The sequence below is a fragment of the Streptomyces sp. NPDC006923 genome (genome assembly GCF_040635655.1).
Classification (GTDB): Bacteria; Actinomycetota; Actinomycetes; order Streptomycetales; family Streptomycetaceae; genus Streptomyces.
This window is the reverse complement of record NZ_JBEYIF010000014.1, coordinates 111,786-134,049: the sequence shown is the minus strand read 5'-3', so window position 1 is coordinate 134,049 and position 22,264 is coordinate 111,786. Positions and strand designations below refer to the sequence as shown.

Genomic DNA, 22,264 nt, shown 5'->3' with positions numbered 1-22,264 from the left:
CGGACATTCGTGACGCGTAGTAGAGCGAGGGCCCCGTACGCCATGCGCGTACGGGGCCCTCGCGTTCGCGGTTACCGGGGGTCGGGTCCCGTGGCCACCGGGCGGTCACCGGCCGCGGACCACTCGGACCAGGAACCCGCGTACAGGGCGGCCCGGAATCCGGCGATCTCCAGGGCGAGCAGCTCATGGGCCGCGGAGACCCCCGAACCGCAGTAGACCCCGATCTCCTTGGCGTCCGCCGCGCCGAGTCCGGCGAAACGGGCGGCCAGCCGTTCGGCGGAAAGGAACCGGCCGTCCTCGTCCACGTTCTCCGTCGTGGGAGCCGACACCGCGCCGGGGATGTGGCCGGCGACCCGGTCGATCGGCTCGACCTCACCCCGATAGCGCTCGGCCGCCCGGGCGTCCAGCAGCAGACCCTCGCGGGCCAGGGCCGCCGCTCCGTCCGCGTCCAGCACCGGAAGCGAACCGGCGACGGGGCTGAAATCACCCGGTTCCGGGGTCGGGATCTCGGTGGACAGCGGGCCGGTCCAGGCCGCGAGGCCGCCGTCCAGCACCCTGACATCGCGATGACCCGTCCAGCGCAAGAGCCACCAGGCACGGGCGGCGGCCCAGCCCTGGCCCCCGTCGTACACCACTGCGGGCGAGTCCGCCGAGACCCCGGCGCGGCGCATCACCGCGCCGAAGGCCGCCACGTCGGGCAGCGGATGCCGGCCGCCCGCACCCGGCGGACCTGCGAGTTCCGCGTCGAGGTCGACATACACGGCGCCCGGCAGATGTCCGGCCTCGTATTCCGGTCGGCCGGGGGGCCCGCCCAGCGCGTAGCGGACATCGAGCAGTACCGGCGGACGCGTCCCGGCCGACTCGCCGACGAGTTGGGCCGCGCTGATGATGGCTGTCATGGAATCCATCCTCGCGCACGGTCCGCCCCGTCCCCAACCACTGAGAAAAAGGCGGTAAACACCGAATCGAGATCCCGCCAAAAGCGGCGCGGCCCGGAGCGCCGTGTGCCGGTGGGTGCGAGCATCTGCTCGGGTACGGCCACCGCTTCGGCTCAGGGCGGCGTGCCCGGTCTCCACACAGCCACCACGATGGTCCGAGGAGAGTGACGATGACCGAGGCAGCGACCCGGCGCACACCCGGCACACCATGCTGGGTGAGTCTGATGGTGCACGGCCTTGCCACGACTCAGGATTTCTACGAAGCGCTGTTCGGCTGGGAGTTCAGACCCGGGCCGCGACAGCTCGGACCGTACGTCCACGGGCTGCTCGACGGCAAGGAGATCGCGGGAATCGGTCAACTGCCGCCCGACCGCCATCTGCCGATCGCCTGGACGACGTATCTGGCGACGGACGACGCCGACAAGACCGCCGAGACGATCAGGAGCCACGGCGGCACGGTCGGTGTGGGACCGCTGGACGCGGCCGAGGCCGGCCGGATGGCCATAGCCTCGGACCCGGCGGGCGCGGTCTTCGGCATCTGGCAGGCCATGGCGCACACCGGGACGGCGGTGGCCGGGGCCCATGGCACCCCGGTCTGGAACGAGCTGATCACGCGCGACACCTCCGTGGTCGGCAAGTTCTACGAGGCACTCTTCGACTACGAGGTCGACGCGGTCGTCTCCGCCGACTTCGACTTTCTGACACTCCTTCTGGAGGGACGACCGGTCGCCTCACTGCACGGGGTGGGACGGGCGCTGGCCCGTGACCGGGGCGCGCACTGGATGACCCATTTCGAGGTGGGCAACACCGACGCCACCGCGCGCCTGGTGACCGAGCTGGGCGGACAAGTGCTCCAGCCGCCTCGGGAGACCGTCAACGGGCGGAGCGCGACGGTCGCGGACCCGGAGGGCGCGATCTTCACGATCGTGCGGTCGTCCGCCGGCTAGGGCCTCTCGTCCGGATCCTGCCGGACTCGCGTGCCCTGGGGTGGCGTCCGCGGTCGGGGCCGGCGTCTTCTGCCCCGCGCGTGAGCGCGTTCGAGATCAGAGCTGGGTGAGGATGCGGGGGCCGTCCTCGGTGATGGCGATGGTGTGTTCGATGTGGGCGGCGCGGCTGCCGTCGATCGTGCGCAGGGTCCACCCGTCTGGGTCAGTGCGGTAGTCGTTGTGCCCTCCGGCCATGAGCATCGGCTCGATGGCGAGGGTGAGTCCGTGGCGCAGGGGGAAGCCGCGGCCGGGTCGTCCTTGGTTGGGGACGTGGGGGTCCTCGTGCATCCGGCGGCCGATGCCATGGCCGCCGAAGTCGGTCGGCATGCCGCAGTCGGCGGCGCGGACGACGGTGTTGATGGCATGGGAGATGTCTCCGATGCGGTGGCCGACGGTGGCGGCGGCGATGCCGGCGTCCAGCGCCCGCTGGGTGGCGGCGATGAGTTCCAGGTCGGCGGGGCGGGGGGTGCCGACGGTGAAGCTGATCGCGGCGTCGCCGGTCCAGCCGTCGAGTTCGGCTCCGCAGTCGACGCTGACCAGGTCACCGTCGCGCAGGCGGTAGTCGCCGGGGATGCCGTGCACGAGGGCGTCGTTGACGGACGCGCAGATGACCGCCGGGAAGGGGGTGGGGGCGAAGGAGGGCTGGTAGCCCAGGAACGGCGAGCGCGCCCCGGCCTTGGTCAGGACGGTGCGGGCGGCTTCGTCGAGTTCGCGCAGGCTGACCCCCACGGCTGCCGATCGGCGGGCGGCGGCAAGGGCTTCGGCCACGACGCGTCCGGCTTCCCGCATCGCCTCCAGTGCCGTGTCGGTCTTGATCTCCACCATGTGTCGTGACTCCCTGCGCTGTCGAGCTACCCAATACTTATACCGGTATTAGTATCACAGGCATGGTGAGAGTTCCTTTGAGCCCGGAAGAGCGGCGACGCGGAGAACGCTTCGGGGCCCTGCTCCGCGAGGTCCGCGGTGACCGCAGCATGGTGGACGTGGCGGCGGCGGCCGGGGTGTCCGCGGAGACACTCCGTAAGATCGAGACCGGCCGGGCCCCGACCCCGGCCTTCTTCACCGTGGCGGCCCTGGCCCACGCGCTGGACCTGTCGCTGGACGACCTGGCCGCAGCCTGTGCGGAGGACGCCGACGACGGCGGCCGGGCCATGTCGGCGTGAACGTCAGGAGAGCCCGCGGTCCGAGGGAAAGACGCAGCTGACAGCGCACGCGATCCGCTCTGCCACCCGACCGACGGCAAGTGACCGGACCGGACGAGGAGAGACCCGTGTTGCCCAGCGTTCTGGCCGTCTTCGCACATCCGGACGATGAGGCGATCGCTTCCGGCGGCGTCCTTGCTCAGCACGCCGAAGCGGGTGCCCGTACGGCCGTTGTCACCGCCACCTGGGCATCCGACAGCTCGCGCGCTCCCGAACTCACCGACGCGCTGGCGGCCCTGGGGATCCGCGAGCCACCGCGCATGCCCGGCTACGCGGACCACCGCGTTCCCGAATCCGCTCCCGGGCGACCGCGATGGTGCGATGTGCCCGTCGACGAAGCGGTCGGGTGTCTCGTCGCCCACATCAGGGAGGTCCGGCCCGAGATCGTCATCACCCACGATGCCTACGGTCAGCTGACAGGACATCGCGATCACCGCCACACCCACCGGATGACCATGCTCGCCGTGACCTCCGCCGGGCTGGGGCAGCTTTACCCCGAAGCAGGCGAGCCGTGGCAGCCTCGCGCCGTCTACCTCGCGACCCATCCCCACTCGGACGTCGGCGATCTCGGCGAACTCCTGAGCCGGGTCGGCAAGTCGGTGCTGAGCGTGCCGGACGACCATGTCACCGCGACGGTGGACGTCCGGCCGTGGCTGGACCGGAAGTGGCGCGCGATCCTGGCGCACCGCGGCCAGGTGAAGGGGGAGCGTCCGCTGCCCGGGATCCTGTCCCGCCTCCCGGAGGAGACCCGGAACCGCATCCTCGGCACCGAGTACTACACCCGCGTCAGCCTCGCCCACCCTCCGGGCGGGTTGCGGCAGTTGACAATCTGACCCGCCGTTTCAGCGGGGTCCGGCCGGTCGTTCACCGCCACCGTCCGGACGTGCGCGCCGGCCCGCCGGACGGGTGAACCCCGGCGCGTGGACACCGCGGACCGTCGCCGCCAGTCACCCGGCTCCGCCATGCCCTGGCGCATGGTTATGCACCCGCTTCGCACGAATGACCCGAATGGCCGACCCCCGCCATTTCGACGGAATACCGATGAGGCATTTCATTGAAGCCACCCGTCAGCATTCTCCGCCATTTACGGCGGCGCATGAATGAAGATATCCCGGGCCGGGAATTGACAAAGTTAATCCATCCCGCTCAGAATAGGCCATCGAAATCAAGACAACGGGAAACAAAAATGCCGGAAGCGATCACCGAGAGGGCGGCACCCCCCAACAGCAGGCAGTCGGCATCACGGTCCGGGCATATGTCGGAAACATGGGACATCGAGGGAATTCCCACCTCAAGTCCACTGTGCAACGCGTCCGGGTGTCAGGCGGAGGGTCGCCGGGTGGTGACTCTTCGCCTCCGTCGTCACGACCCGTAGCGTAACGACTCCAGAGATTTGACTAAAACTTTCAACACTTCCCCGAGGCGCAGCCGTTTAATCTTGGCCTTACTCCTAAACACACGGGGCCAGGGCCTGGCAATTCAAGTGCGCCGAGGGTAATGGAGCTCGACGGCATCCTCAAGTGTCCCCCCGAGTGATTTTCCACTCAAAAAAAGATCTTGAAAACGCTGGAGGCAATAGTCTTGCCCGTATTAAATTGTCTCAAGTTCTGTTCGTTGGCGTAGGGCATTCATGCGGAGTTATTCATGACCATGCTGACATTTCGTGACAAGGATCTTCCCCAGGGCACCGCCCCGGTGCTGCCGTCCCTGCCGACGCAGGGACAGGACAGGGCCCGTTCTGAACTCAGGCACCTGCTCTTCGACGGTGACGACCAGGCACGGGTTCATGGAGCATGGCGCAACCTCCTCTCCGCGGCGGATTTTCGGCACCGTCCCGGTCTGTCCCCCGCGGAACGCGTGGAACTCTCTTACTCGCGTCTGCGGTTGGTCAACGACGTGGCCGGTTCTCCCACGGACCTGGCCCTGGACCCGCAGCGGCTCTCGGCACTCCACGAGTGGACCGGGGTCGTGGACGGCGGTCTCTGCACCCTGGCGAGCATCCACTACAACCTGTTTCTGGGCAGTCTGCTGGAACAGGACACCGACAACGGCGGGCGCGATCTGTCCGCCTTCACCGAGATGCGGCGTACGGGCACGTTCCTCTGCACCGAGCTCGGTCATGGCAATGACGTGGCGGCTCTTGAGACAACCGCTGCATACGACCGGGAGACCGGCGGGTTCATCCTTCACACGCCCAATGACCGCGCGCAGAAGTTCATGCCCAACACCAGCCTGGCGGGCGGCCCGAAGTCGGCCGTTGTGGCGGCGCGGCTGCTGGTCGACGGAGCGGACCAGGGCGCCTTCCTCTTCCTCACCCCGCTGAGCGACGAGAACGGCCATCTGCCCGGGGTCCACGTCAGGCAACTCCCTGACCGTACCGGCACCCCTGTCGACCACTGTCTGACCCGCTTCGACATGGTGCGGCTGCCGCGTGAGGCGCTGCTCGAAGCGGAGCACGGCCGATTGGACGGGGAAGGCCGGCTCGACAGCACGCTGGGCAGCGCGCGCAAGCGGTTCCTGCACTCGATCGGCCGTGTCACCACCGGCAAGCTCTGCATGAGCGCGGGCACCCTGGGCATGTCGAGGGCGGCGCTGACCATCGCCGTACGGCACGCACACTCCCGCCACATCAGCGGGATGAAGCGCGGTGAGCAGATCCCCGTGGTGGCGCATCGCAGCCATCACAGCCGCCTGCTCGACTCGATCGCGACGGCGTACGCCATGACGCTCCTCCACCGGGATGTGGTTTCCCAGTGGGTCGGGCACACACCGGAGAACCGCGCCGACACCGAGCGCCTGGTCGCGATCACCAAGGGGTGGATCACCTGGCAGGCCCGCGCGATCGCGATCGAGTCCCGGGAGCGGTGCGGGGCTCAGGGACTCTTCCCGGTCAACGGCATCTCCGACCTGCCGTTGAACATAGAGGGCGGCATCACCGCGGAGGGCGACAACCTTGTCATCTGGAACAAGGCGGCGTCCGAGATGCTCTTCGGCCATCAGATGGAAAGCCGTCGGCCGTTCGACGAGCCCCTGGCCGAGAGGTCGTTGACCGATCTCCGCTTTCTGCGGGACCTCCTGGCCGAGGTCGAGTCCGACGCACAGCGCCGGGCGAGGATCGCCCTGCGCCAGGGCCCCGCGGGAGATCCGCTCGGACGCTGGAACGAGGCGTCCGAAACGGCACTGGAAATGGTGTCGGCGCATGTCTGCCGACAGGCCGCGGACGCGTTCATCGCCGCGGCGGGCCGGGCGGCCGATCCGACGGCACGGAACCTGCTGGAGGATCTGTGCCGGCTGTTCCTGCTCCGTCAGCTCGACCCGCACACGGGCCGGCTGCTCGCCGACGGGCATCTGACCGCCGACCATGTGCGGGCGTTCCCGGGGGTCCGCAATGACCTCATCGCCGGTCTGGCCCCTCATATGCTGGGTCTGGTGGACGCGTTCGACCTGCCCGCCGAGTTCCTCGCCACCGTGCCGATCGCCAGCGGCGGCCGGATCGGTGACGAGGGAGACAGTTGGTCGACGTGGCCACTGGCCTCAGACTCGGGTTCCGCGACCCACTGATCTCAGCCCTTCATCCAGGCCAGGAAGCCACTCCAGAACTTCCCCTTCTGGGGTGCGGACGCGTCCTCGGTCCGGGGTCCGCCGGCGGTGCGGACCGCGGTCCGGGTCGCGTTCTCCCGCTGCGAGGTCCGGACGGGGGTGAATCGCGCGGGCAGTGAACTCAGCGCCCGGTGGAACGGGCCCGGCCGGTAGGCCAGATTCTCCGAGGGCACCGCCAGCTCGATGTCCGGCAGGTCCTTGAGGAGGTTCTCAATGGCCTGCACGGAGATCAGCAGCGCGGGATCCTTGGCGGGGCAGGCATGCGGCCCGGCCCCCCAGGCCAGATGCGCCCGCTTGCTGAGCGTCTGCCGGTCCCCGGACAGATTGGGGTCGGTGTTGGCCGCGGCGAAACTGATGAGCACCGGGTCCCCGGCGTCCAGCCGGTACCCGGACAGTTCGACATCCTGCAGGGGGAAATGGGTGGCGTAGTTGGCGATGGGGGCGCTGTTCCAGAGGACCTCGTTGACAGCGTCCTCAACCAGCAGACCGCCGGAGTGCAGCCCGGCGATCGTCTCCTCGGAGAGCAGCACCGCCAGGGCGCTCGCGATGAGGTTCGCCAGCGGCTCCGTCCCGCCACCGATGAGCTGGATGATCTGCGGGATCATCTCCTCGTCGGTCAGGCCGGCCGGATGCTGCATCAGCCAGGAGATGACGTCCTCGCCGGGCTCCTTGCGCTTGAGCGTCACCAGCTCGAACAGTGCCTCCCCCAGCACCTTGTTGGCCCTCTCCGCGTCGGTCCCGTCGAAGATGCCCGAGATGCCGAACACCACCCGGTCACCCACGTCGGCGGGGCAGCCGAACAGCTCGTTGAAGACGAGCAGCGGGAGGACCTGCGCGTATTCGCGGACCAGGTCGACCGTGCCACGGCCCTTGAACTGCTCGATCAGGTACTTGGCGATTCGCTCGCCCAGCCGGGTCACCCAACGGCTGTCGATCTTCGCCAGACTGTCCGTCATGGCCTGACGGAGCCTCAGATGCTCGGGCCCGTCGGTGAAGAGCGGACCCGGCCGGAACGCCATCATGGGCAGGACGGGGCTGTTCGCCGGTATACGGCCCTCGTTGAGGGCCCGCCAGCGCCGTGAGTCACGGCCGAAGACGTCCGGGTTCTGCAGCACATGGAGCGCCGCCGCGTAGTCCGTGACCAGCGAGGCGTCCACACCGGGCGCGAGTTCGACGGGCGCGGCGACCCCGAAGCCGCGCATGTACTCGTAGTGGGCCTGCGGGTCATCGGCGAAATCAGCTGTGTACAGGGGGATTCCCTTGCCGCTGTTGTGCGCCGGGCAGCCTGGCGGCGGGGCGGGGATATCCGCAGGAGAGGGCATGGGTCGGACTCCTAGTTGAGGCGTGACTGGAGGTAACGAACGAGCTCGATGAGGGCGTTCGCGGACGAACGCTGGTCACGGGCGTCGCAGTTGACGAGGGGGGTCTCGGGGAGCAGGTCGAGCGCCTCTCGGATCTCGTCGTCGGAGTGATCCGGTCTCCCGACGAATCTGTTCACCGCTATGGCATAGGGGATTCCGTAGTGTTCCACCAGGTCCATCACCGGGAAAGACTCTTCGAGCCGCTCCGGGTCCACCAGGACGAGCGCGCCCAGCGCACCGCGTGACATGTCCTCCCACACCTGCACGAAGCGCTGCTGTCCAGGTGTTCCGAAGAGATAAAGGACCAGTTTCTCACTGAGTGTGAGACGGCCGAAGTCCATGGCGACCGTCGTCGTGGTCTTGGTGGAGGTGCCCTTGAGATCGTCGACTTCCTCGCCGGCCCGCGTCATGACCTCTTCGGTACGCAGCGGAGGAATCTCGGACATGGTCCCGATGAAGGTCGTCTTGCCGACGGCGAAATGCCCGACCACGAGAATCTTGGCCGCCGTCTGCACCGAATCGCGCAGGTAGACGCTGTCATCCAAAGCGAGCTTGGAGCCCATTCAGCACCTCCTCGAGAATTTGCCTGTTGACTCTTTTTGCGGGCGGAATGGGGGCGCGGGTGTAGAGGTAGCCCTCCGCCGTGAGGTCGTGCAGGAGGATCTTGACGATGCCGACGGGAAGCTGGATGTGCCCGGCTATTTCGGCGACCGAGAGAAACCCTCCGGAGCACAGTTCCAGCAGCCGGCGCTTCTCCGGGTCCAGCAGCCCGTTGCGCGGAACGTCCTCCGAGACCGTAACCAAGGTGATCAACGAGAAATCGTTGTCGTCGATCAGTTCGCGACCGTTGGTAATCACATACGGTCGCACTAAGGGTGTGGCCTCCACCTCGGACTCGTCCGGCGTGGTCATGCCCTCGCCTCGGAATTCTCACGGGGCGGGCTCGTCAGCGCCTTCCCGAGCTGTCCGACAAGCTGCTGCATACGGAAGGTGATCTCCGCCATGTCGACCTCGGGCGAGGCGGAAACGGCGAGATAGGCACCCTCACCCGCGGAAATGAGGAAAACCCAGCCGTGGTCGAACTCGACCAGCGTCTGCCGCCACTGGGGCCGCTGGTCGGGTCCGCCGCAGAAATCGGCGACCGTACGGCTGAGCGACTGCATACCGCTCATCGCGGCGGCGACGGTGTCGGCGTGGTCCTTGCCGACATCCTTCGATCGCGCCATCAGCAGACCGTCGGCGGAAACGAGAATCGCGTGGCGTGCTTCGGGCACTTCCAGAGCACTGTCAAGCATCCACGAGAGATCGTAATTCACTGAGCCTCATGCCCTTCACTGCTTGTGTTGGTGGAACGACGGCCCGACTGCGTGCCCCGCTGGAACGCGCCCATGACGGAGGCTGCCTGTTCGCTGCTCCGGGCCGGGGCGTCCGCGCTCTCGGCCGCCGGCACGATGGATATCGCACCGCGGCGCCGGCGTTTCGGCAGACCGCCGAACGTGGTTCTGGGGGTTACCGCGCTCTCTTCGGGCGGCATCGGGGAGGACGCGGCCACGGCGGAACTCTCCTCGGGCTCGGGCTCCGGCTCGGGCATGGCTGTGAGGAGCTCCTCGGGAAGAAGCACGACCGCGCGCACGCCACCGTAGGGAGAAGTGGAGTCCACCGAGACGGTGAAGCCGTAGCGGGCGGCGAGCACACCGATCACGGTGAAGCCGAACTGCGGCGGGTTGCCGAGACCGGAGACACCGGGTGAGCGCTCACTCGAAAGGAGCTTCGCCGCCCTGCTCTTCTCTTCCTCGTTCATGCCGACACCGGCGTCGTCGACGATGATGCAGACGCCCTTGGGCACGGGCCGGATATTGATCTCGATGATCGTTTCCGGCGCCGAGTAGCTGGTGGCGTTGTCGAGCAGTTCGGCAAGCGTGAGCGCGACCGGTTCGACGGCGCGGCTGACGATCGCGACGTTGCTCTGGGCGCGGATTTCGACACGCGTGAAGTGGCGGATACGGCCCTTGGCGCTGCGGACCACGTCGTAAAGAGAGGCGGCGGCGCGCTGGCGGCCGAGCCAGCCGTCGCAGAGCACGGCAATGGACTGGGCGCGCCGCGCGAACTGCGAATTCATGTGGTCGATGTCCAGGAGGTCCTGGAGAATCTGGAGCTCTCCATACTTGTCCTGGATTTTGGTGATGGCGAGCTGCTGCTCACTCGCAAGACCCTGAAGAGTACGCATAGCGGCCTTCAGGGCGTTTTTTGTGGCTTCTTCGGCCGCGTCCTTGGCCTCTTCCACGGCCTCGGTGTAATGGTCCTCAAGCCTCGCGTAATGGGACTTGAGCTCCTCCTTCTCCTTCCGCAGCGCGGCAATCGATTTTCTACCGCGAACAATCGCGGTTGCGGCGATGGGAGTACCAGCGATCAAACCCCAAAACGCTGGATCCTGAAAGTATTGCGTCACAAGACTCTCTTCGGACGAGTGTACGACCGGGCACTGAATGCCTAGAGTGTGCGTTGAAATGAGCACACGGTCATGGACATACGGGATGGGCCGCGCACGCCTGCCCGCATTAAAGGCCGGACTAATGGCACAGTTCTCCCAGGGATGACTGACTTTCTGGGCCGAAGCGTTGAATCCACAACGCTATAGCGAGTTTGACATTACTTAGCAAGTCTATCACCACGCCATGAACCGACAGCCCGGCCCACCTGCGCTTTTTCTGCCATCTGACACATTTTCAGCGGGATTTCCGTTTTAAGATCATTGGCGCCCATTAGCCGCCCCCGAGGGTCCGCTCGGAACACTTACCCCTTTCCGGCCGAACCACCCGTTTCGCATGGCGCCCGGCATGGATTCGCACGGCGAAGGCGCGCTTACGGAGCGTCCGCCCGGGCCGTCCGCCCGCCCAGGCCGGCCACTTCGCGTGACGGGTGCGAGCGCGCCCGGGGCCACCCGTCCACACGGCTCGCGACGGATCGTTCAGGGGCGCCCGCGAGGCTCTCCGACCCCGCCGGACGGCTCCCGGCGCACCTGGAGCGTCGGCACACGGTCTCGTTCAGGGCCTGACACAAACGGGACTTCGGATGTTGAGCCCGTCGGGAGACGGAGATATCGCCGTCGCCCGCCGGATGACGCCGTTTCTCCCGATTCCCTCGCTCGGAGTGGGCACGAATTGGATTACCCGGGTAAGGATGACCAGCGACCCGATCAAAGCCGGGCAAGTCGGCGGTGAAAGGAACGACCCGGGTCCCCGCCCGGCCGTTGATACAGACTGTCCACCGGACCCCCGCCCCGTAATCCCTTCACGGAACCTCTCCCATCTGTTCATGGGTCCGCCCGGATCGGCGGTCGGGCACCTCGTCGCGCGGCTTCCGGCTGCTCCGACGAGCCCTCTCCGGACGTGTGCGCATTCTCTTCTCTTCGGCATGGGGAACAGGTACAACGCCGAATTCACATACAGGTGTTGGACGCCTTCCGCCGAACGCGCGGGTGCTTCTCCGAAAGCGATCAGCGGGCAGAGACCGGGCCCTCGCGCGGACTCAGGCGCCCACGGTCCCGTCGATACCCTCACGCAGAAAATCAGCGTGCCCGTTGTGGCGGCCGTATTCCAGAAGCACGTGCACCATCACCATCCGCAGCGAGACCTCCTCGCCCCATCGCGGCTGATATCCCGCCAGGTCCAGGGAATGAGCCTCCTGTTCGACGCGGCGCGAGTGCCGCACCTCGGCCTCCCAGGCCGTGAACGCCTCGTCCCTCGTCGACTCGCTCGCGTCATAGGCGGCCTGGAAGTCGATTTTGTCGGACCAGACCATGGGCGCGTCGCTGTCCTCGAACACTCGACGGAACCAGGCACGCTCCACCTCCGCCATGTGCCGCACCAGGCCGAGCAGCGACAGCGTCGACGGCGGCATCGACCGCTGCCTCAACTCCTCGTCGGTCAGACCTTCGCACTTCATGGCGAGGGTCGCCCGGTGGTAGTCGAGGAAGGCCCGCAGCATTTCGCGTTCGCTGCCAAAGCTGGGCGGGCCCGTGCGGTTGTCGCTGGTCATTGAGGATGCTCCTCGTCCGTGCCGGTGTTTGTCGGGACGAGTATCCGCTCCCCTCGGCCGTCCCCGGACAGGAGGTGTCAGGCGTGGTTGACCGGGAGGACGTCCGGGGAGAGGGCGCTCGCGTGGGCCGAGGCCGAGGTCACGCGCCGGCGGTGATGGCGGCGGCAGAGGACCTCGTAACCGATCTCCGCCGCCGGGCGGTGGACGTCGCCGACGACGACCTGAGCGCCCTCGACGACCATCTCGCCGTCCACCGTACGGGCGTTGTGGGTGGCGCGGGCCCCGCACCAGCACAGGGCCTCGACCTGGAGCTGCTCGATCCGGTCGGCCAGCTCGATCAGCCGCTGCGAACCGGGGAACAGCTTGGTGCGGAAGTCGGTGGTGATCCCGAAGGCGAAGACGTCCAGCCCGAGGTCGTCCACCACCCGGGCGAGCTGGTCGATCTGCTGCGGAGCGAGGAACTGCGCCTCGTCCACGATCACATAGTCGGCCTTGCCACCCTGGGAGAGCTGATTCACGAGGTAGGCGTACAGGTCCATGCCCTCGGTGGCCTCGACCGCCTCGGTGACCAGGCCCAGACGGGAGGAGAGCTTGCCCTCGCCCGCCCGGTCGTCGCGGGTGAAGATGACGCCTTGGAGCCCCCGGGCCGAACGGTTGTGTCCGATCTGGAGCGCCAAGGTGCTCTTCCCGCAATCCATGGTGCCGGAGAAAAACACCAGCTCTGGCATGACGGAGTGACGGCCTTTCGGTTGTACGGCTGCGCGGCCGGGTCGCCGCGCGCACGGGTGTCCCGCGCGGAGGAACGGGGGTCGGTGGTCGATCGGGCGGCTACGAGCGTACTTCGAGGAGGGGAACGAGCTGCTCGACGGGGGTCATCGAGCCGTGCATCCCCACCATCGCGGACTCGTGCGGCTCCCGGACCGAGGCGGTGACGACCACGTCGTCGTGGGCCGCCGCGACCACATCGCCGATCCGTCCGTACACCCGCTCGTCCATCGCGCCCGGCGGACCGAACCAGCCCGCCGCGATCGCCTCGTCCCGGCTCGCCACCCAGAACTGCTCGCCCAGCACCTCGCGCCAGACGGTGAGCACATCGGCCTCGGCGCCCGGCACCGCGTACACATGGCGGGCCCGGCCCTCGCCGCCCAGCAGGGCGACCCCGGCGCGCAGCTCCCAGTCCTCGTCGAAGTCGATGCGCGACCGCTCGTCGAAGGGGATGTCGATCATGCCGTGGTCCGCGGTCACATAGAGCACGGCGCGGGGCGGCAGTTGCTCGGCGAGCCGCTGGACCAGCCGGTCGACGTACATGAGCTGGCCACGCCAGGCATCGGAGTCCACCCCGAAGCGATGGCCCTTGCCGTCGACCTCGCTGTAGTACGTGTAGACCAGCGAGCGGTCTCCCGCGGCGAGTTGCTCGGCGGCCAGGTCCATCCGTTCCTCGCCGGAGAGCCGGCCGAGGAAGGTGCCGCCGCTGAGCGCGACCTTGGTGAGCGGGGTGTGCTCGAACGTCGGCGAGGACACCTGGGCGGTGTGGACGCCCGCCGCGTCGGCGAGCTGGAAGACGGTGGGGTACGGCTGCCAGACGTGCGGCGCCGTCCAGGGCTTCCAGCGGAGCTGGTTCATCAGCGCGCCCGTCGCGGGATCGCGGACGGTGTAGCCCGGCAGGCCGTGTGCGGCGGGCGGCAGACCCGTACCGACGGAGGCGAGCGAGGTCGCGGTGGTGGCCGGGAAGCCGGCGGTGATGGGACGGCCGGTGGAACCGCGCGAGGTGGCGAGCAGCGAGGTCAGAAAGGGCGCTTCGGCCGGATGCGCCGTGATCTGCTCCCAGCCGAGACCGTCGATCAGGAAGACGCAGTTCCGGTCGGCGGGAGTCAGCTCGGGGATGGCCGCCGTCAGATCCGGTACACCCTGCCCGGCCGCGAGTGTGGGCAGCAGGTCGGCGAGCGAGCCGCTGCCGTACTCGGGAAGCGGCGCCGCACCGGGGTCGAGAGGGACGGAATCCGGCCAGAGGGACGGGGCGGTCATCAGCGGCCGGTCGCCGCGCCGGCCGCCGCGGTCGCTTCGGAGAGGGCCTGGGCGAACGTCAGCGTCTGCCGGACCGCGTCGGGACCGTCGCCGGCCTCGCTGACCCGCAGGCTCAGGTCGTCGGCGGTGGAGCTGCCGGTGTAGCCGTGGTCCGCCTCGCAGTTGGGATCGCCGCAGGCGGCGGGCTCCAGATCGATCCGGGAGACGGCGCCCCAGCCGATGGTGAGGACGACTTCGCGGGGCAGGGTGCCGGGGGTGTAGGACTCCGGGTTGGCGACGACCCGGCTGACCACGACGGACGAGATCCGGTCGAGCTTGACCGACTCGGTGGAGGTGGTGGCGTACGGGGTCGGGGAGCTGGAGTCGGCGGCCTGCTCATCGGTGTGGCTGACGATGAAACGGTGGGCCGTCAGCACGAGGACGGTGACATGCCGTCGCACCTCGTTGGCGTCGAACGTGGTCTCCTGGTGCACCAGGTACGACGCGATCTGCTCGCCACCGACAGCGGCCTCCACCGCTTCGGCCACGAGAGCCGGGTAGTAGCCGCTGCGCTCGATCGCCGTGCGCAGCCCCTGGGTCGTCGTACCGGTCTTCGCCATGGGCTCCATCCTACGGTGGCCGGATGGCTGCCGGAGACGCTCCGCGAGGCGCCCGCCACGGCCCCGCGCCGCCGCTCAGTAGCTCGGCAGCCGGCGCGGACCGAGGTCGTCGCGGGCGGGCCTCGGCGCGAGCCGGACGTCCGCGCCAAGGACGGAGAGTCCGTGCGTCGCGACGACCACCGGTTCCAGCGTGACGGAGACGATCTCCGGGTGGGCGTGGACCAGCCGGGACACCCGCAGGAGCAGCTCCTCCAGGGCGGCGGTGTCGACGGGTTCCGAGCCGCGCCAGCCGAACAGCAGCGGGGCCGTCCTGATGGACCGGATCAGCTCGGCGGCGTCACGGTCGGTGGCCGGAACCAGCCGGTGGGCGAGGTCGCCGAGCAGTTCGGAGGCGGCGCCCGCGAGCCCGAAGGAGAGCACGGCTCCGGCGCCGGCGTCGATCGCGGCCCGGACGACGGTGTCGACGCCGCGCGGCGCCATGGCCTGGACGACGGGCCTGAGCTCGGCGGGCCCGCCGAACGTCTCGGTCAGCTCGCGGTACGCGAGGCGCAGTTGTGCCTCGTCGGTGAGGTCCAGCCGTACGCCCCCGAGGTCGGCGCGGTGGCGCAGGCGGGGCGCGGTCGTCTTGAGCGCGACGGGATAGCCCAGCCGGGCGGCCGCGCCGGCGGCCTCGTCGGGACCGGGCGCGGCCAGGGCCGGCCGCACGGAGATGCCGTACCGGGCCAGGAGCTCCCGGGTGTCGGCCGCGGTGAGGGTCACGCCCCGGGGGTCGGTCGAGCCGCCGAGGAGCCTCTCGATGGAGGCGGCGGCGCCGCCCTCGTCTATGTCGTCGTATTCGGGGACCTTTCCCGGCTCGGCGGCCTGCCGCCGCCACTGGGCGTAGGTGACGGCCTCGGCGAGCGCGCGTACGGCCCGCTCGGCGGCCGGATACGCGGGGATCCGCCCGGTGCCGGGCCGCGGCCCGGCGGGCTCCGGGCCACCGCCGGTGGTCGTGGTCACGGGGGCTCCGGGCCGCGCCGTACCGGTGGCGACCTCGGCCGGGCCGTCCGGTTCCGTGGCGCGGGCGACGGCCGGGCCGGACGCGCCGCCGGCGACCGCCGACAACGCCTCCGCGAGGCCGACGATCTCGACATGGACCACCGCCACCGGCTTGGCCGGGCCGCCCGCCGCCGCCGCGCGCAGGGCCGTGCCCAGCGCCCCGCCGTCCGAAGGGTCCATCGTGCCGGTCTCGCCGACCCGGGGAATCGCCGTCACCACGACCGCGTCGCACGCCGGGTCCGCCAGCGCCGTCGCCAGCGCGTCCCGGAAGTCCGCCGGGGCCGCCCCGGTCGTCAGATCGAGGGGCGGGAGCGGACGGAGCCCTTCGGTGAGGCAGGCGTCATAGGTGAGCAGGCCGAGGGACTCGGAGTTGCCCAGGATCGCCACCCGGGGTCCTGACGGGAGGGGCTGGGAGGCGAGCAGAAGGCCCGCGTCGACGAGTTCCGTGACCGTGTCGACGCGTATCACCCCGGCCTGGCTCATCAGCGCGGAGACAGTGGCGTCCGGGATACGTGTCACCGGGACCGCGTGTCCCGGCGGCGCGCTGCCGCTGTGGCGCGCTCCCTTGACGACCACGACCGGCTTCACCGCCGCCGTGCGCCGGGCGAGCCGGGTGAACTTGCGTGGATTGCCGATCGATTCCAGATAGAGCAGGACGACGTCGGTGTCCGGGTCCTCGTAGCAGTACTGGAGGAAGTCATTGCCGGAGACGTCCGCCCGGTTGCCCGCGGAGATGAAGGAGGACAGGCCCGTGCCGCGCCGGTAGAGCCCGGAGAGCAGAGCGATGCCGATCGCGCCGGACTGGGTGAAGAGACCGATCCGTCCCCGGTCGGGCGGCTCGGGCGCGAGGGACGCGTTCAGCCGGACCGCCTCGGCGGTGTTGATGATCCCGAAGGCGTTGGGGCCGATGATGCGCATCCCGTACGAACGCGCCTGGCGCACCAGTTGGCGCTGGCGCTCCCTCCCTTCCGCCCCGCTCTCCGCGTAACCGGCGGAGAGGACGACCAGGCCCTGGACGCCGTGCGCACCGCAGTCCGCGACCGCTTCCGGCACGCGCTCGGCCGGTACGGCCAGTACCGCGAGGTCGACGGGCTCGCCGGCCTCGGCGACGGAGCGCAGGGCGGGGACGCCGTCGGTCTCTCGCAGGTCCGCTGCGAAGGCGCGGTTGACCGCGTAGACGCGCCCGGTGAAGCCTCCGTCGAGCAGGTTGCGCAGCACGGTGCGGCCGACGCCGCCGGGCGCGCGGCCGGTGCCGACGACGGCGACCGAGCGCGGGGTGAGGAGGCGCTGCACGGAGCGTGCCTCGGCGCGCTGCTCCCGGGCACGCTGCACGGCGAGGGACTCGACGGTGGGTTCCAGGTCGAGGCTGAGGTGTACGGAACCGTCCTCGAAGCTGCGCCGCTGGGTGTATCCGGCGTCCCGGAACACCTTGATCATCTTATTGTTCGCCGGCAGTACCTCGGCGGCGAAGCGCCGGATGCCCCGCTCGCGGGCGACAGCCGCGATGTGTTCGAGTAGGGCCGAGGCGACACCGCGGCCCTGGTGCGCGTCCTGGACGAGAAAGGCGACCTCCGCCTCGTCGGCGGGGGCCGACGCCGGGCGGCCCAGACTGTCGATCCGGTCGTAGCGGACGGTGGCGATGAACTCCCCGCCCACCGTCACCGCGAGCCCGACCCGGTCCACGTAGTCGTGGTGGGTGAAGCGGTGCACATCCCGGTCGGAGAGGCGCGGATAGGGGGCGAAGAAGCGGTAGTACTTCGACTCGTCGGAGACCTGTTCGTAGAAACTGACCAGCCGCTCGGCGTCGCCGGTGGTGATGGGGCGGATCCGGGCGGTGGCTCCGTCGCGCAGCACCACGTCCGCTTCCCAGTGTCCGGGGTACGCGTGGTCCGGCTGCGTCTCCATGTCCCAGAGCCTACGGCCCGCCCGGCCCGGGGCGGTGGATGCGCCGGTCACTCTGGGGCAGAGTGGTGAGGCCCGCCCGCGGCCGGTCCGGACCGGGGCCCGCCGGAAGGAGTTCGGCGGAACATGAGACACTGGTCTAGACAACATCATGAGACGTGAAGGGCAACACCATGGCTGAGCGCCGCGTCAATGTCGGCTGGACCGAGGGCCTGCACGCCCGCCCCGCCTCCATCTTCGTCCGCGCCGCCACGGCCACCGGCGTCCCCGTGACGATCGCGAAGGCGGACGGCAACCCCGTCAACGCGGCCTCGATGCTGGCGGTGCTCGGTCTGGGCGCACAGGGCGGCGAGGAGATCGTGCTGGCTTCCGAGGCGGACGGCGCCGAGGCCGCCCTGGACCGGCTGGCGAAGCTGGTCGCCGAAGGGCTCGACGAGCTTCCCGAGACCGTCTGACACCGGACGGCAGTCGTCTCGACGCCAGAGCGTCCCGGCGATGAATGTCTTGACGGTAGAACGTCGGACACAAATGTCCCGCACGGGCAGGGCCGTGCGGGACTTTTTCATGACGGGGCCGCGGTGCGCGTAATTCAACGCAGCGCGGCCCCGTAGTTTCAATACGGGCAGCAATGAATAAGGCCCGCGGATTTCTTCTCTTTGTATACGGTGCCATTGTTAAGTGCGGGCGCTCGCGATGTTTACGGCATGTTGCGAAGCCCTCACCTTTTCCCGGCCGCGATCCGGCCGCCGCAGCCGGTGCACCACCGCCGTGCGCTCCGCGTGCAGCGCCGTCAGGGTCCGTGCGCGCTCCACGTCACCGCGTGCCACCGCGTCCACGATCGCGCCGTGCTCCGCCCAGGACTCCACGGGATGAGCGGGCTGCTCGACGATGTACATCCAGGCGATCTTGTGCCGGAGCTGGGTGAGCAGCGCGGTGAGCGCGGGGCTTCCGGAGGCCTGGGCGAGCGTCTCGTGGAACCAGGCGCCGAGGGAGCGCAGGTCCTCTCCCTGACCGCGCCTGGCCCGCTCCTGCCCCAGCCTGACCAGGCCGCGCAGCACCTTGAGATGGGCTTCGGTACGGCGCTGGGCCGCGCGCGCCGCCCCCAGCGGCTCCAGCAGGAGCCGCACTTCCAGGAGATCCGCCGCCTCCTGCTCCGTGGGCTCGGCCACGCACGCGCCGACATGGCGGCGCGTGGTCACGAACCCCTCGGACTCCAGGGTGCGCAGGGCCTCGCGCACCGGGACACGGGAGACGCCGTAGCGCCGCGCGAGTTGCTCCTCGGTCAGTCTGGCGCCGCGCTCGAATACGCCGGAGATGATGTCGTCGCGGATCGCTGTGCATACCGAGTGCGCGGGAATGCGCATGTCCGAACCTCCGTTTTAATCCGCGCGAAACGCTGCCGATCGGCTCCTGTTCCGTGACTCTATTGCAATCAACGAGAAATTCCGATGGGTGCCCGGAATCGATGGATATCTTTTGGCCCGACGGCCGGGGAACATCTCTGCCAGATCGTGCGCCGACGGGCAAATGCGGGGTACTGACCGAGCACGGAGTCACCCCTCGAACAGGTGGCCGGTCCGAGGGCCCGGCCGCCGGACGGGCCGCGATGGACAGCGACGCGCGCGGACGAGGACGCCGGGGCGATCCTGCGGTCCTGCCCCGGGACCACCACCGCAGGCGGTAGCTTCCAGTGACGACAGCGGTGACCGCGACACCGCGGCCGGCTCGGACACCCCCTTCGCCGCGCTCTACCCGGTCGGACGGTGGATCAGCGCGACAAGGGGACCTGCCAGCGCGACACCGGTGGCCCTCTCGCACAGAAGTCGGCCAACGACAGGACGAACCTCGTAGGCATCGTCTCCTACGGGCAGGGCTGCGCCTCCGTGTATCCCGATGTCTTCACCAGGGTCGCCGCATACCGGTCCTGGATCGCGAGCGTCGTCGGGCCACTCCCCACTCAATAGGCGGCTCAGCGGGGGGCTGAGCATGGGTCACACCCTGCGCAGAGCCCACCCGGAGCCGCGTACCGGGGGCCACGCCCCTCGGTCAGATGGTCACACCGTGGGTGCGCAGATAGGCGACGGGGTCCATGTCGGATCCGTACTCCGGGCCGGTCCGGGCCTCGAAATGGAGGTGCGGTCCGGTGGCGTTCCCGGTCGCGCCGGAGAGTCCGATCCGCAGGCCCGCTGTGACAGTCTGACCGGCCGAGACGCCGATCGACGAGAGATGGCCGTACTGCGTGTAGGAGCCGTCGTTCATCCGGAGGACGACGTTGTAGCCGTACGAGCCGCCCCAGCCGGCCTCGACGACGGTGCCCGCGCCCACGGCGACGACCGGCGTGCCGGACGCGGCGCGGAAGTCGACGCCCGAGTGGCTTCCCGAAGACCACAGAGACCCACCGGACCGGTAGCCAGTGGTGACATACGAACCGGCGACGGGAAGCCGGAAGGCGTTCAGCCGCTTGCGCTCGGCCGCGCGGGCGGCACGCTCCTCGGCGGCACGGACCTCCTTGGCGCGGGCCTCCGCCGCGCGCTCCGCCCTGGCCATCGCCGCGGCCCGCTCGGCGGCGGCGCGCTGGGCCTCGGCCTGGTCGTCGATCGCGCCGGCCAGGGAATCGTCGATGGCGACCGCCTGGACCAGGCCGGTCAGCCGGGCCGACGGAGCGTCCGTGTCGGCGGCGAGCGCCGGGGAGGCGAGGGTGCCGATGGCGCCGCCCGCGGTGAGCGTCGCGACACCGGCGAAGCCCACGCCCCTGCGGATCCTGCGGTGGCGGGCACGATGCTTCCCGGTGGCACGGGTGAACGCCATGAAGAGGCTGGTCCTTTCCTTCCTTCTCGCCTACCGGGTTAGCTGACGGGTTCGGAGCAGGAAGGTCTCCTACGGGCCCCTCCGCACGAGTTGGTGCGAAGGCGTCCGATTCACCCCGGGGACTGCGTGTGGGTCCCCGGCTCCCCAGGCTCGCGCCTGACGGGGACTCGGCGATGGCTGTCCGGCGCCGCGGTCGCGGCGGGCACTGGCGAACAGCCGGACCGACGCTAAGCGGGTCATCTTTCAAATACCAAACAGAAGGGCCCATTTGTAGCGCACACCACAGGGCAGACAGGCGGTCTCTCCAACAAAGGGGACATAAAGACAAACCCCGGCGAACCAGGTCGCCGGGGTGCCTCTCACCGGCCGGATCAGCCGGTGACCACCGTCACCTCACCGATTCCCAGAGCCGTGACCGGCTCCTTGATCTGGGCGGCGTCACCGACGAGCACGGTGACCAGCCGGTCCACCGGGAAGGCGTTGACCGCGGCGGCGGTCGCCTCGACGGTGCCGGTCTCCGCCAGCCGCGCGTAGAGCTGCGCCTGGAAGTCGTCCGGGAGATGCTGCTCGACCTGGTCGGCCAGCGTGCCGGCGACCGTGGCCGCCGTCTCGTACTTGAGCGGTGCCACCCCCACCAGATTCTGGACGGCGACATCGCGCTCCGCGTCAGTGAGTCCTTCGGCGGCCAGGGTGCGGAGCACCTGCCAGAGGTCCTCCAGCGCCGGTCCCGTGGACGCGGTGTCCACCGAGCCGCTGATGGCGAGCATCGCGGCGCCGGTCGCCCCGCCCGGCTCGGAGGGCGCCGAGGAGCGCAGCACCTGCCCGAAGGCCCGCACGCCGTAGGTGTAGCCCTTCTCCTCGCGCAGCACCCGGTCGAGCCGGGAGGTGAGGGTGCCGCCCAGGCAGTACGTGCCCAGCACCTGGGCCGGCCAGACCCGGTCGTGCCGGTCGGCGCCGATACGGCCGATCAGGAGCTGGGTCTGTACGGCGCCGGGGCGGTCCACGATCACCACACGGCCCGTGTCGTCGGCGGTCACGGGCGGCACCGGGCGGGGAGCGGCGGTGTCACCGGTCCAGGAGCCCAGCGTGTCGGCGAGCACCTCGTCGACATCGACGCCGGTGAGATCACCGACGATCACCGCGGTGGCCGTGGCGGGGCGCACATACGCCTCGTAGAAGGCCCGTACGCCCGCGGCGTCGATGCCCGCCACGGTCTCCTCGGTGCCCTGGCGCGGCCGGGACATGCGCGAGGAGGCCGGGAACAGCTCCTTGGAGAGCTGCTTGGCCGCCCGGCGGCCCGGGTTGGCGGTCTCGTGCGGGATCTCGTCCAGGCGGTTGCGGACGAGCCGCTCGACCTCGCTGTCGGCGAAGGCGGGCGCGCGCAGCGCCTCGGCCAGCAAGCTCAGCGCCTTGGGCAGCCGGGAGACGGGGACCTCCAGGGAGAGCCGTACGCCCGGGTGGTCGGCGTGCGCGTCGAGCGTGGCGCCGCAGCGCTCCAGCTCGGCGGCGAACTCCTCCGCGCTGTGCTTGTCGGTGCCCTCGGAGAACGCCCGCGCCATGATCGTGGCGATGCCGTCGAGCCCCTCTGGCTCGGCGTCCAGCGGCGCGTCCAGATTGATCTCGACCGCCACCACCTGCTGACCCGGGCGGTGGCAGCGCAGCACCGTCAGACCGTTGTCGAGCGTGCCGCGCTCGGGGGCCGGGAAGGCCCAGGGCCTGGCCTCGCCCGGGGCCGGCTGCGGATGGAAGTCCATGGTCACGGCAGCG

At 69.6% G+C, this 22,264-nt stretch carries 21 protein-coding genes and 1 riboswitch; of the genes, 6 read left to right on the top strand and 15 right to left on the bottom strand.

The genetic code is table 11. The annotated features are described in order from the left end of the window. Positions 1 to 71 precede the first annotated feature (71 nt). Positions 72 to 899 carry a sulfurtransferase gene (locus ABZ707_RS25655; RefSeq protein WP_360179284.1) on the bottom strand — a complete coding sequence of 276 codons (828 nt, stop codon included), beginning with the start codon at positions 897 to 899 and terminating at the stop codon, positions 72 to 74. A 209-nt stretch (positions 900 to 1,108) separates the two neighbouring features. Here ABZ707_RS25655 and ABZ707_RS25650 point away from each other — a divergent pair, with 209 nt between their 5' ends. Continuing rightward, positions 1,109 to 1,885: a VOC family protein gene (locus ABZ707_RS25650; protein ID WP_360179282.1), complete on the top strand. Its 777-nt coding sequence runs from the start codon at positions 1,109 to 1,111 to the stop codon at positions 1,883 to 1,885. Between the two features lie 96 nt (positions 1,886 to 1,981). Here the strand turns inward: ABZ707_RS25650 and map are convergent, their stop codons facing one another. Next, on the bottom strand, positions 1,982 to 2,749 hold the full coding sequence (map, locus tag ABZ707_RS25645; protein WP_360179280.1) for a type I methionyl aminopeptidase: 768 nt from the start codon (positions 2,747 to 2,749) through the stop codon (positions 1,982 to 1,984). Positions 2,750 to 2,811: 62 nt separating this feature from the next. Between map and ABZ707_RS25640 the strand changes: the two genes are divergently transcribed. From ABZ707_RS25640 to ABZ707_RS25630, 3 genes are all read left to right on the top strand, one after another. Next, the gene (locus ABZ707_RS25640) at positions 2,812 to 3,087 is read left to right on the top strand and encodes a helix-turn-helix transcriptional regulator (RefSeq protein WP_360179278.1); all 276 of its coding nucleotides are present in this window, start codon (positions 2,812 to 2,814) and stop codon (positions 3,085 to 3,087) included. Positions 3,088 to 3,197: 110 nt separating this feature from the next. Then, positions 3,198 to 3,959: a PIG-L deacetylase family protein gene (locus ABZ707_RS25635; protein WP_360179345.1), complete on the top strand. Its 762-nt coding sequence runs from the start codon at positions 3,198 to 3,200 to the stop codon at positions 3,957 to 3,959. A gap of 811 nt (positions 3,960 to 4,770) precedes the next feature. After that, positions 4,771 to 6,687, top strand: coding sequence for an acyl-CoA dehydrogenase (locus ABZ707_RS25630; RefSeq protein WP_360179276.1), 1,917 nt, complete (start codon positions 4,771 to 4,773; stop codon positions 6,685 to 6,687). A 2-nt stretch (positions 6,688 to 6,689) separates the two neighbouring features. On the opposite strand, the gene ABZ707_RS25625 is transcribed toward ABZ707_RS25630, so the two are convergent. The 10 genes from ABZ707_RS25625 to ABZ707_RS25580 form a co-directional block, all read right to left on the bottom strand. After that, positions 6,690 to 8,048, bottom strand: coding sequence for a cytochrome P450 (locus ABZ707_RS25625; RefSeq protein ID WP_360179274.1), 1,359 nt, complete (start codon positions 8,046 to 8,048; stop codon positions 6,690 to 6,692). An 11-nt stretch (positions 8,049 to 8,059) separates the two neighbouring features. Further along, on the bottom strand, positions 8,060 to 8,650 hold the full coding sequence (locus ABZ707_RS25620) for an ATP/GTP-binding protein (protein ID WP_360179272.1): 591 nt from the start codon (positions 8,648 to 8,650) through the stop codon (positions 8,060 to 8,062). Then, a complete protein-coding gene (locus tag ABZ707_RS25615) occupies positions 8,625 to 8,999 on the bottom strand; it encodes a DUF742 domain-containing protein (RefSeq protein ID WP_360179270.1) in 375 nt (124 codons plus the stop codon). Before ABZ707_RS25615 ends, ABZ707_RS25620 begins: the two co-directional genes overlap by 26 nt. Next, entirely contained in the window at positions 8,996 to 9,403 is a 408-nt protein-coding gene (locus tag ABZ707_RS25610) for a roadblock/LC7 domain-containing protein (RefSeq protein WP_319680726.1), read from the bottom strand. The genes ABZ707_RS25615 and ABZ707_RS25610 overlap by 4 nt, the downstream gene beginning before the upstream one ends. Further along, positions 9,400 to 10,536 carry an ATP-binding protein gene (locus ABZ707_RS25605; protein ID WP_360179268.1) on the bottom strand — a complete coding sequence of 379 codons (1,137 nt, stop codon included), beginning with the start codon at positions 10,534 to 10,536 and terminating at the stop codon, positions 9,400 to 9,402. The genes ABZ707_RS25610 and ABZ707_RS25605 overlap by 4 nt, the downstream gene beginning before the upstream one ends. 1,079 nt (positions 10,537 to 11,615) lie before the next feature. Continuing rightward, on the bottom strand, positions 11,616 to 12,125 hold the full coding sequence (locus tag ABZ707_RS25600; RefSeq protein ID WP_360179266.1) for a DinB family protein: 510 nt from the start codon (positions 12,123 to 12,125) through the stop codon (positions 11,616 to 11,618). 77 nt (positions 12,126 to 12,202) lie between these two features. Then, positions 12,203 to 12,853 carry a thymidine kinase gene (locus tag ABZ707_RS25595; RefSeq protein ID WP_360179264.1) on the bottom strand — a complete coding sequence of 217 codons (651 nt, stop codon included), beginning with the start codon at positions 12,851 to 12,853 and terminating at the stop codon, positions 12,203 to 12,205. 100 nt (positions 12,854 to 12,953) lie between these two features. After that, positions 12,954 to 14,150 (bottom strand): nucleotide pyrophosphatase/phosphodiesterase family protein, encoded by a 1,197-nt coding sequence (locus tag ABZ707_RS25590; RefSeq protein ID WP_360179262.1) that lies wholly within the window; start codon positions 14,148 to 14,150, stop codon positions 12,954 to 12,956. Next, positions 14,150 to 14,749: a DUF5998 family protein gene (locus ABZ707_RS25585; RefSeq protein ID WP_360179260.1), complete on the bottom strand. Its 600-nt coding sequence runs from the start codon at positions 14,747 to 14,749 to the stop codon at positions 14,150 to 14,152. The genes ABZ707_RS25590 and ABZ707_RS25585 overlap by 1 nt, the downstream gene beginning before the upstream one ends. Positions 14,750 to 14,824: 75 nt before the next feature. Then, on the bottom strand, positions 14,825 to 17,692 hold the full coding sequence (locus tag ABZ707_RS25580) for a GNAT family N-acetyltransferase (protein ID WP_360179258.1): 2,868 nt from the start codon (positions 17,690 to 17,692) through the stop codon (positions 14,825 to 14,827). 170 nt (positions 17,693 to 17,862) lie between these two features. Here ABZ707_RS25580 and ABZ707_RS25575 point away from each other — a divergent pair, with 170 nt between their 5' ends. After that, positions 17,863 to 18,144, top strand: a complete 282-nt coding sequence (locus tag ABZ707_RS25575; RefSeq protein WP_360179256.1) for an HPr family phosphocarrier protein — start codon at positions 17,863 to 17,865, stop codon at positions 18,142 to 18,144. Positions 18,145 to 18,363: 219 nt separating this feature from the next. On the opposite strand, the gene ABZ707_RS25570 is transcribed toward ABZ707_RS25575, so the two are convergent. Next, positions 18,364 to 19,053: a GntR family transcriptional regulator gene (locus ABZ707_RS25570; protein ID WP_360179254.1), complete on the bottom strand. Its 690-nt coding sequence runs from the start codon at positions 19,051 to 19,053 to the stop codon at positions 18,364 to 18,366. Between the two features lie 399 nt (positions 19,054 to 19,452). Here ABZ707_RS25570 and ABZ707_RS25565 point away from each other — a divergent pair, with 399 nt between their 5' ends. Next, positions 19,453 to 19,653, top strand: coding sequence for a trypsin-like serine protease (locus ABZ707_RS25565; protein ID WP_360179252.1), 201 nt, complete (start codon positions 19,453 to 19,455; stop codon positions 19,651 to 19,653). Between the two features lie 82 nt (positions 19,654 to 19,735). Here the strand turns inward: ABZ707_RS25565 and ABZ707_RS25560 are convergent, their stop codons facing one another. Both ABZ707_RS25560 and ABZ707_RS25555 read right to left on the bottom strand, forming a co-directional pair. Continuing rightward, on the bottom strand, positions 19,736 to 20,497 hold the full coding sequence (locus ABZ707_RS25560) for a M23 family metallopeptidase (RefSeq protein WP_360179250.1): 762 nt from the start codon (positions 20,495 to 20,497) through the stop codon (positions 19,736 to 19,738). Positions 20,498 to 20,510: 13 nt separating this feature from the next. Next, positions 20,511 to 20,680, bottom strand: a riboswitch (cyclic di-AMP (ydaO/yuaA leader). Between the two features lie 188 nt (positions 20,681 to 20,868). Further along, positions 20,869 to 22,251: a pitrilysin family protein gene (locus ABZ707_RS25555; RefSeq protein WP_360179343.1), complete on the bottom strand. Its 1,383-nt coding sequence runs from the start codon at positions 22,249 to 22,251 to the stop codon at positions 20,869 to 20,871. Positions 22,252 to 22,264: the final 13 nt, after the last annotated feature.

Bases quoted from the DNA above. Each gene is read 5' to 3' on its own strand.
- ABZ707_RS25655 (WP_360179284.1), bottom strand. From the start codon at position 899: ATGACAGCCATCATCAGCGCGGCCCAACTCGTCGGCGAGTCGGCCGGG.
- ABZ707_RS25650 (WP_360179282.1), top strand. From the start codon at position 1,109: ATGACCGAGGCAGCGACCCGGCGCACACCCGGCACACCATGCTGGGTG.
- map (WP_360179280.1), bottom strand. From the start codon at position 2,749: ATGGTGGAGATCAAGACCGACACGGCACTGGAGGCGATGCGGGAAGCC.
- ABZ707_RS25640 (WP_360179278.1), top strand. From the start codon at position 2,812: ATGGTGAGAGTTCCTTTGAGCCCGGAAGAGCGGCGACGCGGAGAACGC.
- ABZ707_RS25630 (WP_360179276.1), top strand. From the start codon at position 4,771: ATGACCATGCTGACATTTCGTGACAAGGATCTTCCCCAGGGCACCGCC.
- ABZ707_RS25625 (WP_360179274.1), bottom strand. From the start codon at position 8,048: ATGCCCTCTCCTGCGGATATCCCCGCCCCGCCGCCAGGCTGCCCGGCG.
- ABZ707_RS25620 (WP_360179272.1), bottom strand. From the start codon at position 8,650: ATGGGCTCCAAGCTCGCTTTGGATGACAGCGTCTACCTGCGCGATTCG.
- ABZ707_RS25615 (WP_360179270.1), bottom strand. From the start codon at position 8,999: ATGACCACGCCGGACGAGTCCGAGGTGGAGGCCACACCCTTAGTGCGA.
- ABZ707_RS25600 (WP_360179266.1), bottom strand. From the start codon at position 12,125: ATGACCAGCGACAACCGCACGGGCCCGCCCAGCTTTGGCAGCGAACGC.
- ABZ707_RS25595 (WP_360179264.1), bottom strand. From the start codon at position 12,853: ATGCCAGAGCTGGTGTTTTTCTCCGGCACCATGGATTGCGGGAAGAGC.
- ABZ707_RS25590 (WP_360179262.1), bottom strand. From the start codon at position 14,150: ATGACCGCCCCGTCCCTCTGGCCGGATTCCGTCCCTCTCGACCCCGGT.
- ABZ707_RS25585 (WP_360179260.1), bottom strand. From the start codon at position 14,749: ATGGCGAAGACCGGTACGACGACCCAGGGGCTGCGCACGGCGATCGAG.
- ABZ707_RS25580 (WP_360179258.1), bottom strand. From the start codon at position 17,692: ATGGAGACGCAGCCGGACCACGCGTACCCCGGACACTGGGAAGCGGAC.
- ABZ707_RS25575 (WP_360179256.1), top strand. From the start codon at position 17,863: ATGGCTGAGCGCCGCGTCAATGTCGGCTGGACCGAGGGCCTGCACGCC.
- ABZ707_RS25570 (WP_360179254.1), bottom strand. From the start codon at position 19,053: ATGCGCATTCCCGCGCACTCGGTATGCACAGCGATCCGCGACGACATC.
- ABZ707_RS25560 (WP_360179250.1), bottom strand. From the start codon at position 20,497: ATGGCGTTCACCCGTGCCACCGGGAAGCATCGTGCCCGCCACCGCAGG.
- ABZ707_RS25555 (WP_360179343.1), bottom strand. From the start codon at position 22,251: ATGGACTTCCATCCGCAGCCGGCCCCGGGCGAGGCCAGGCCCTGGGCC.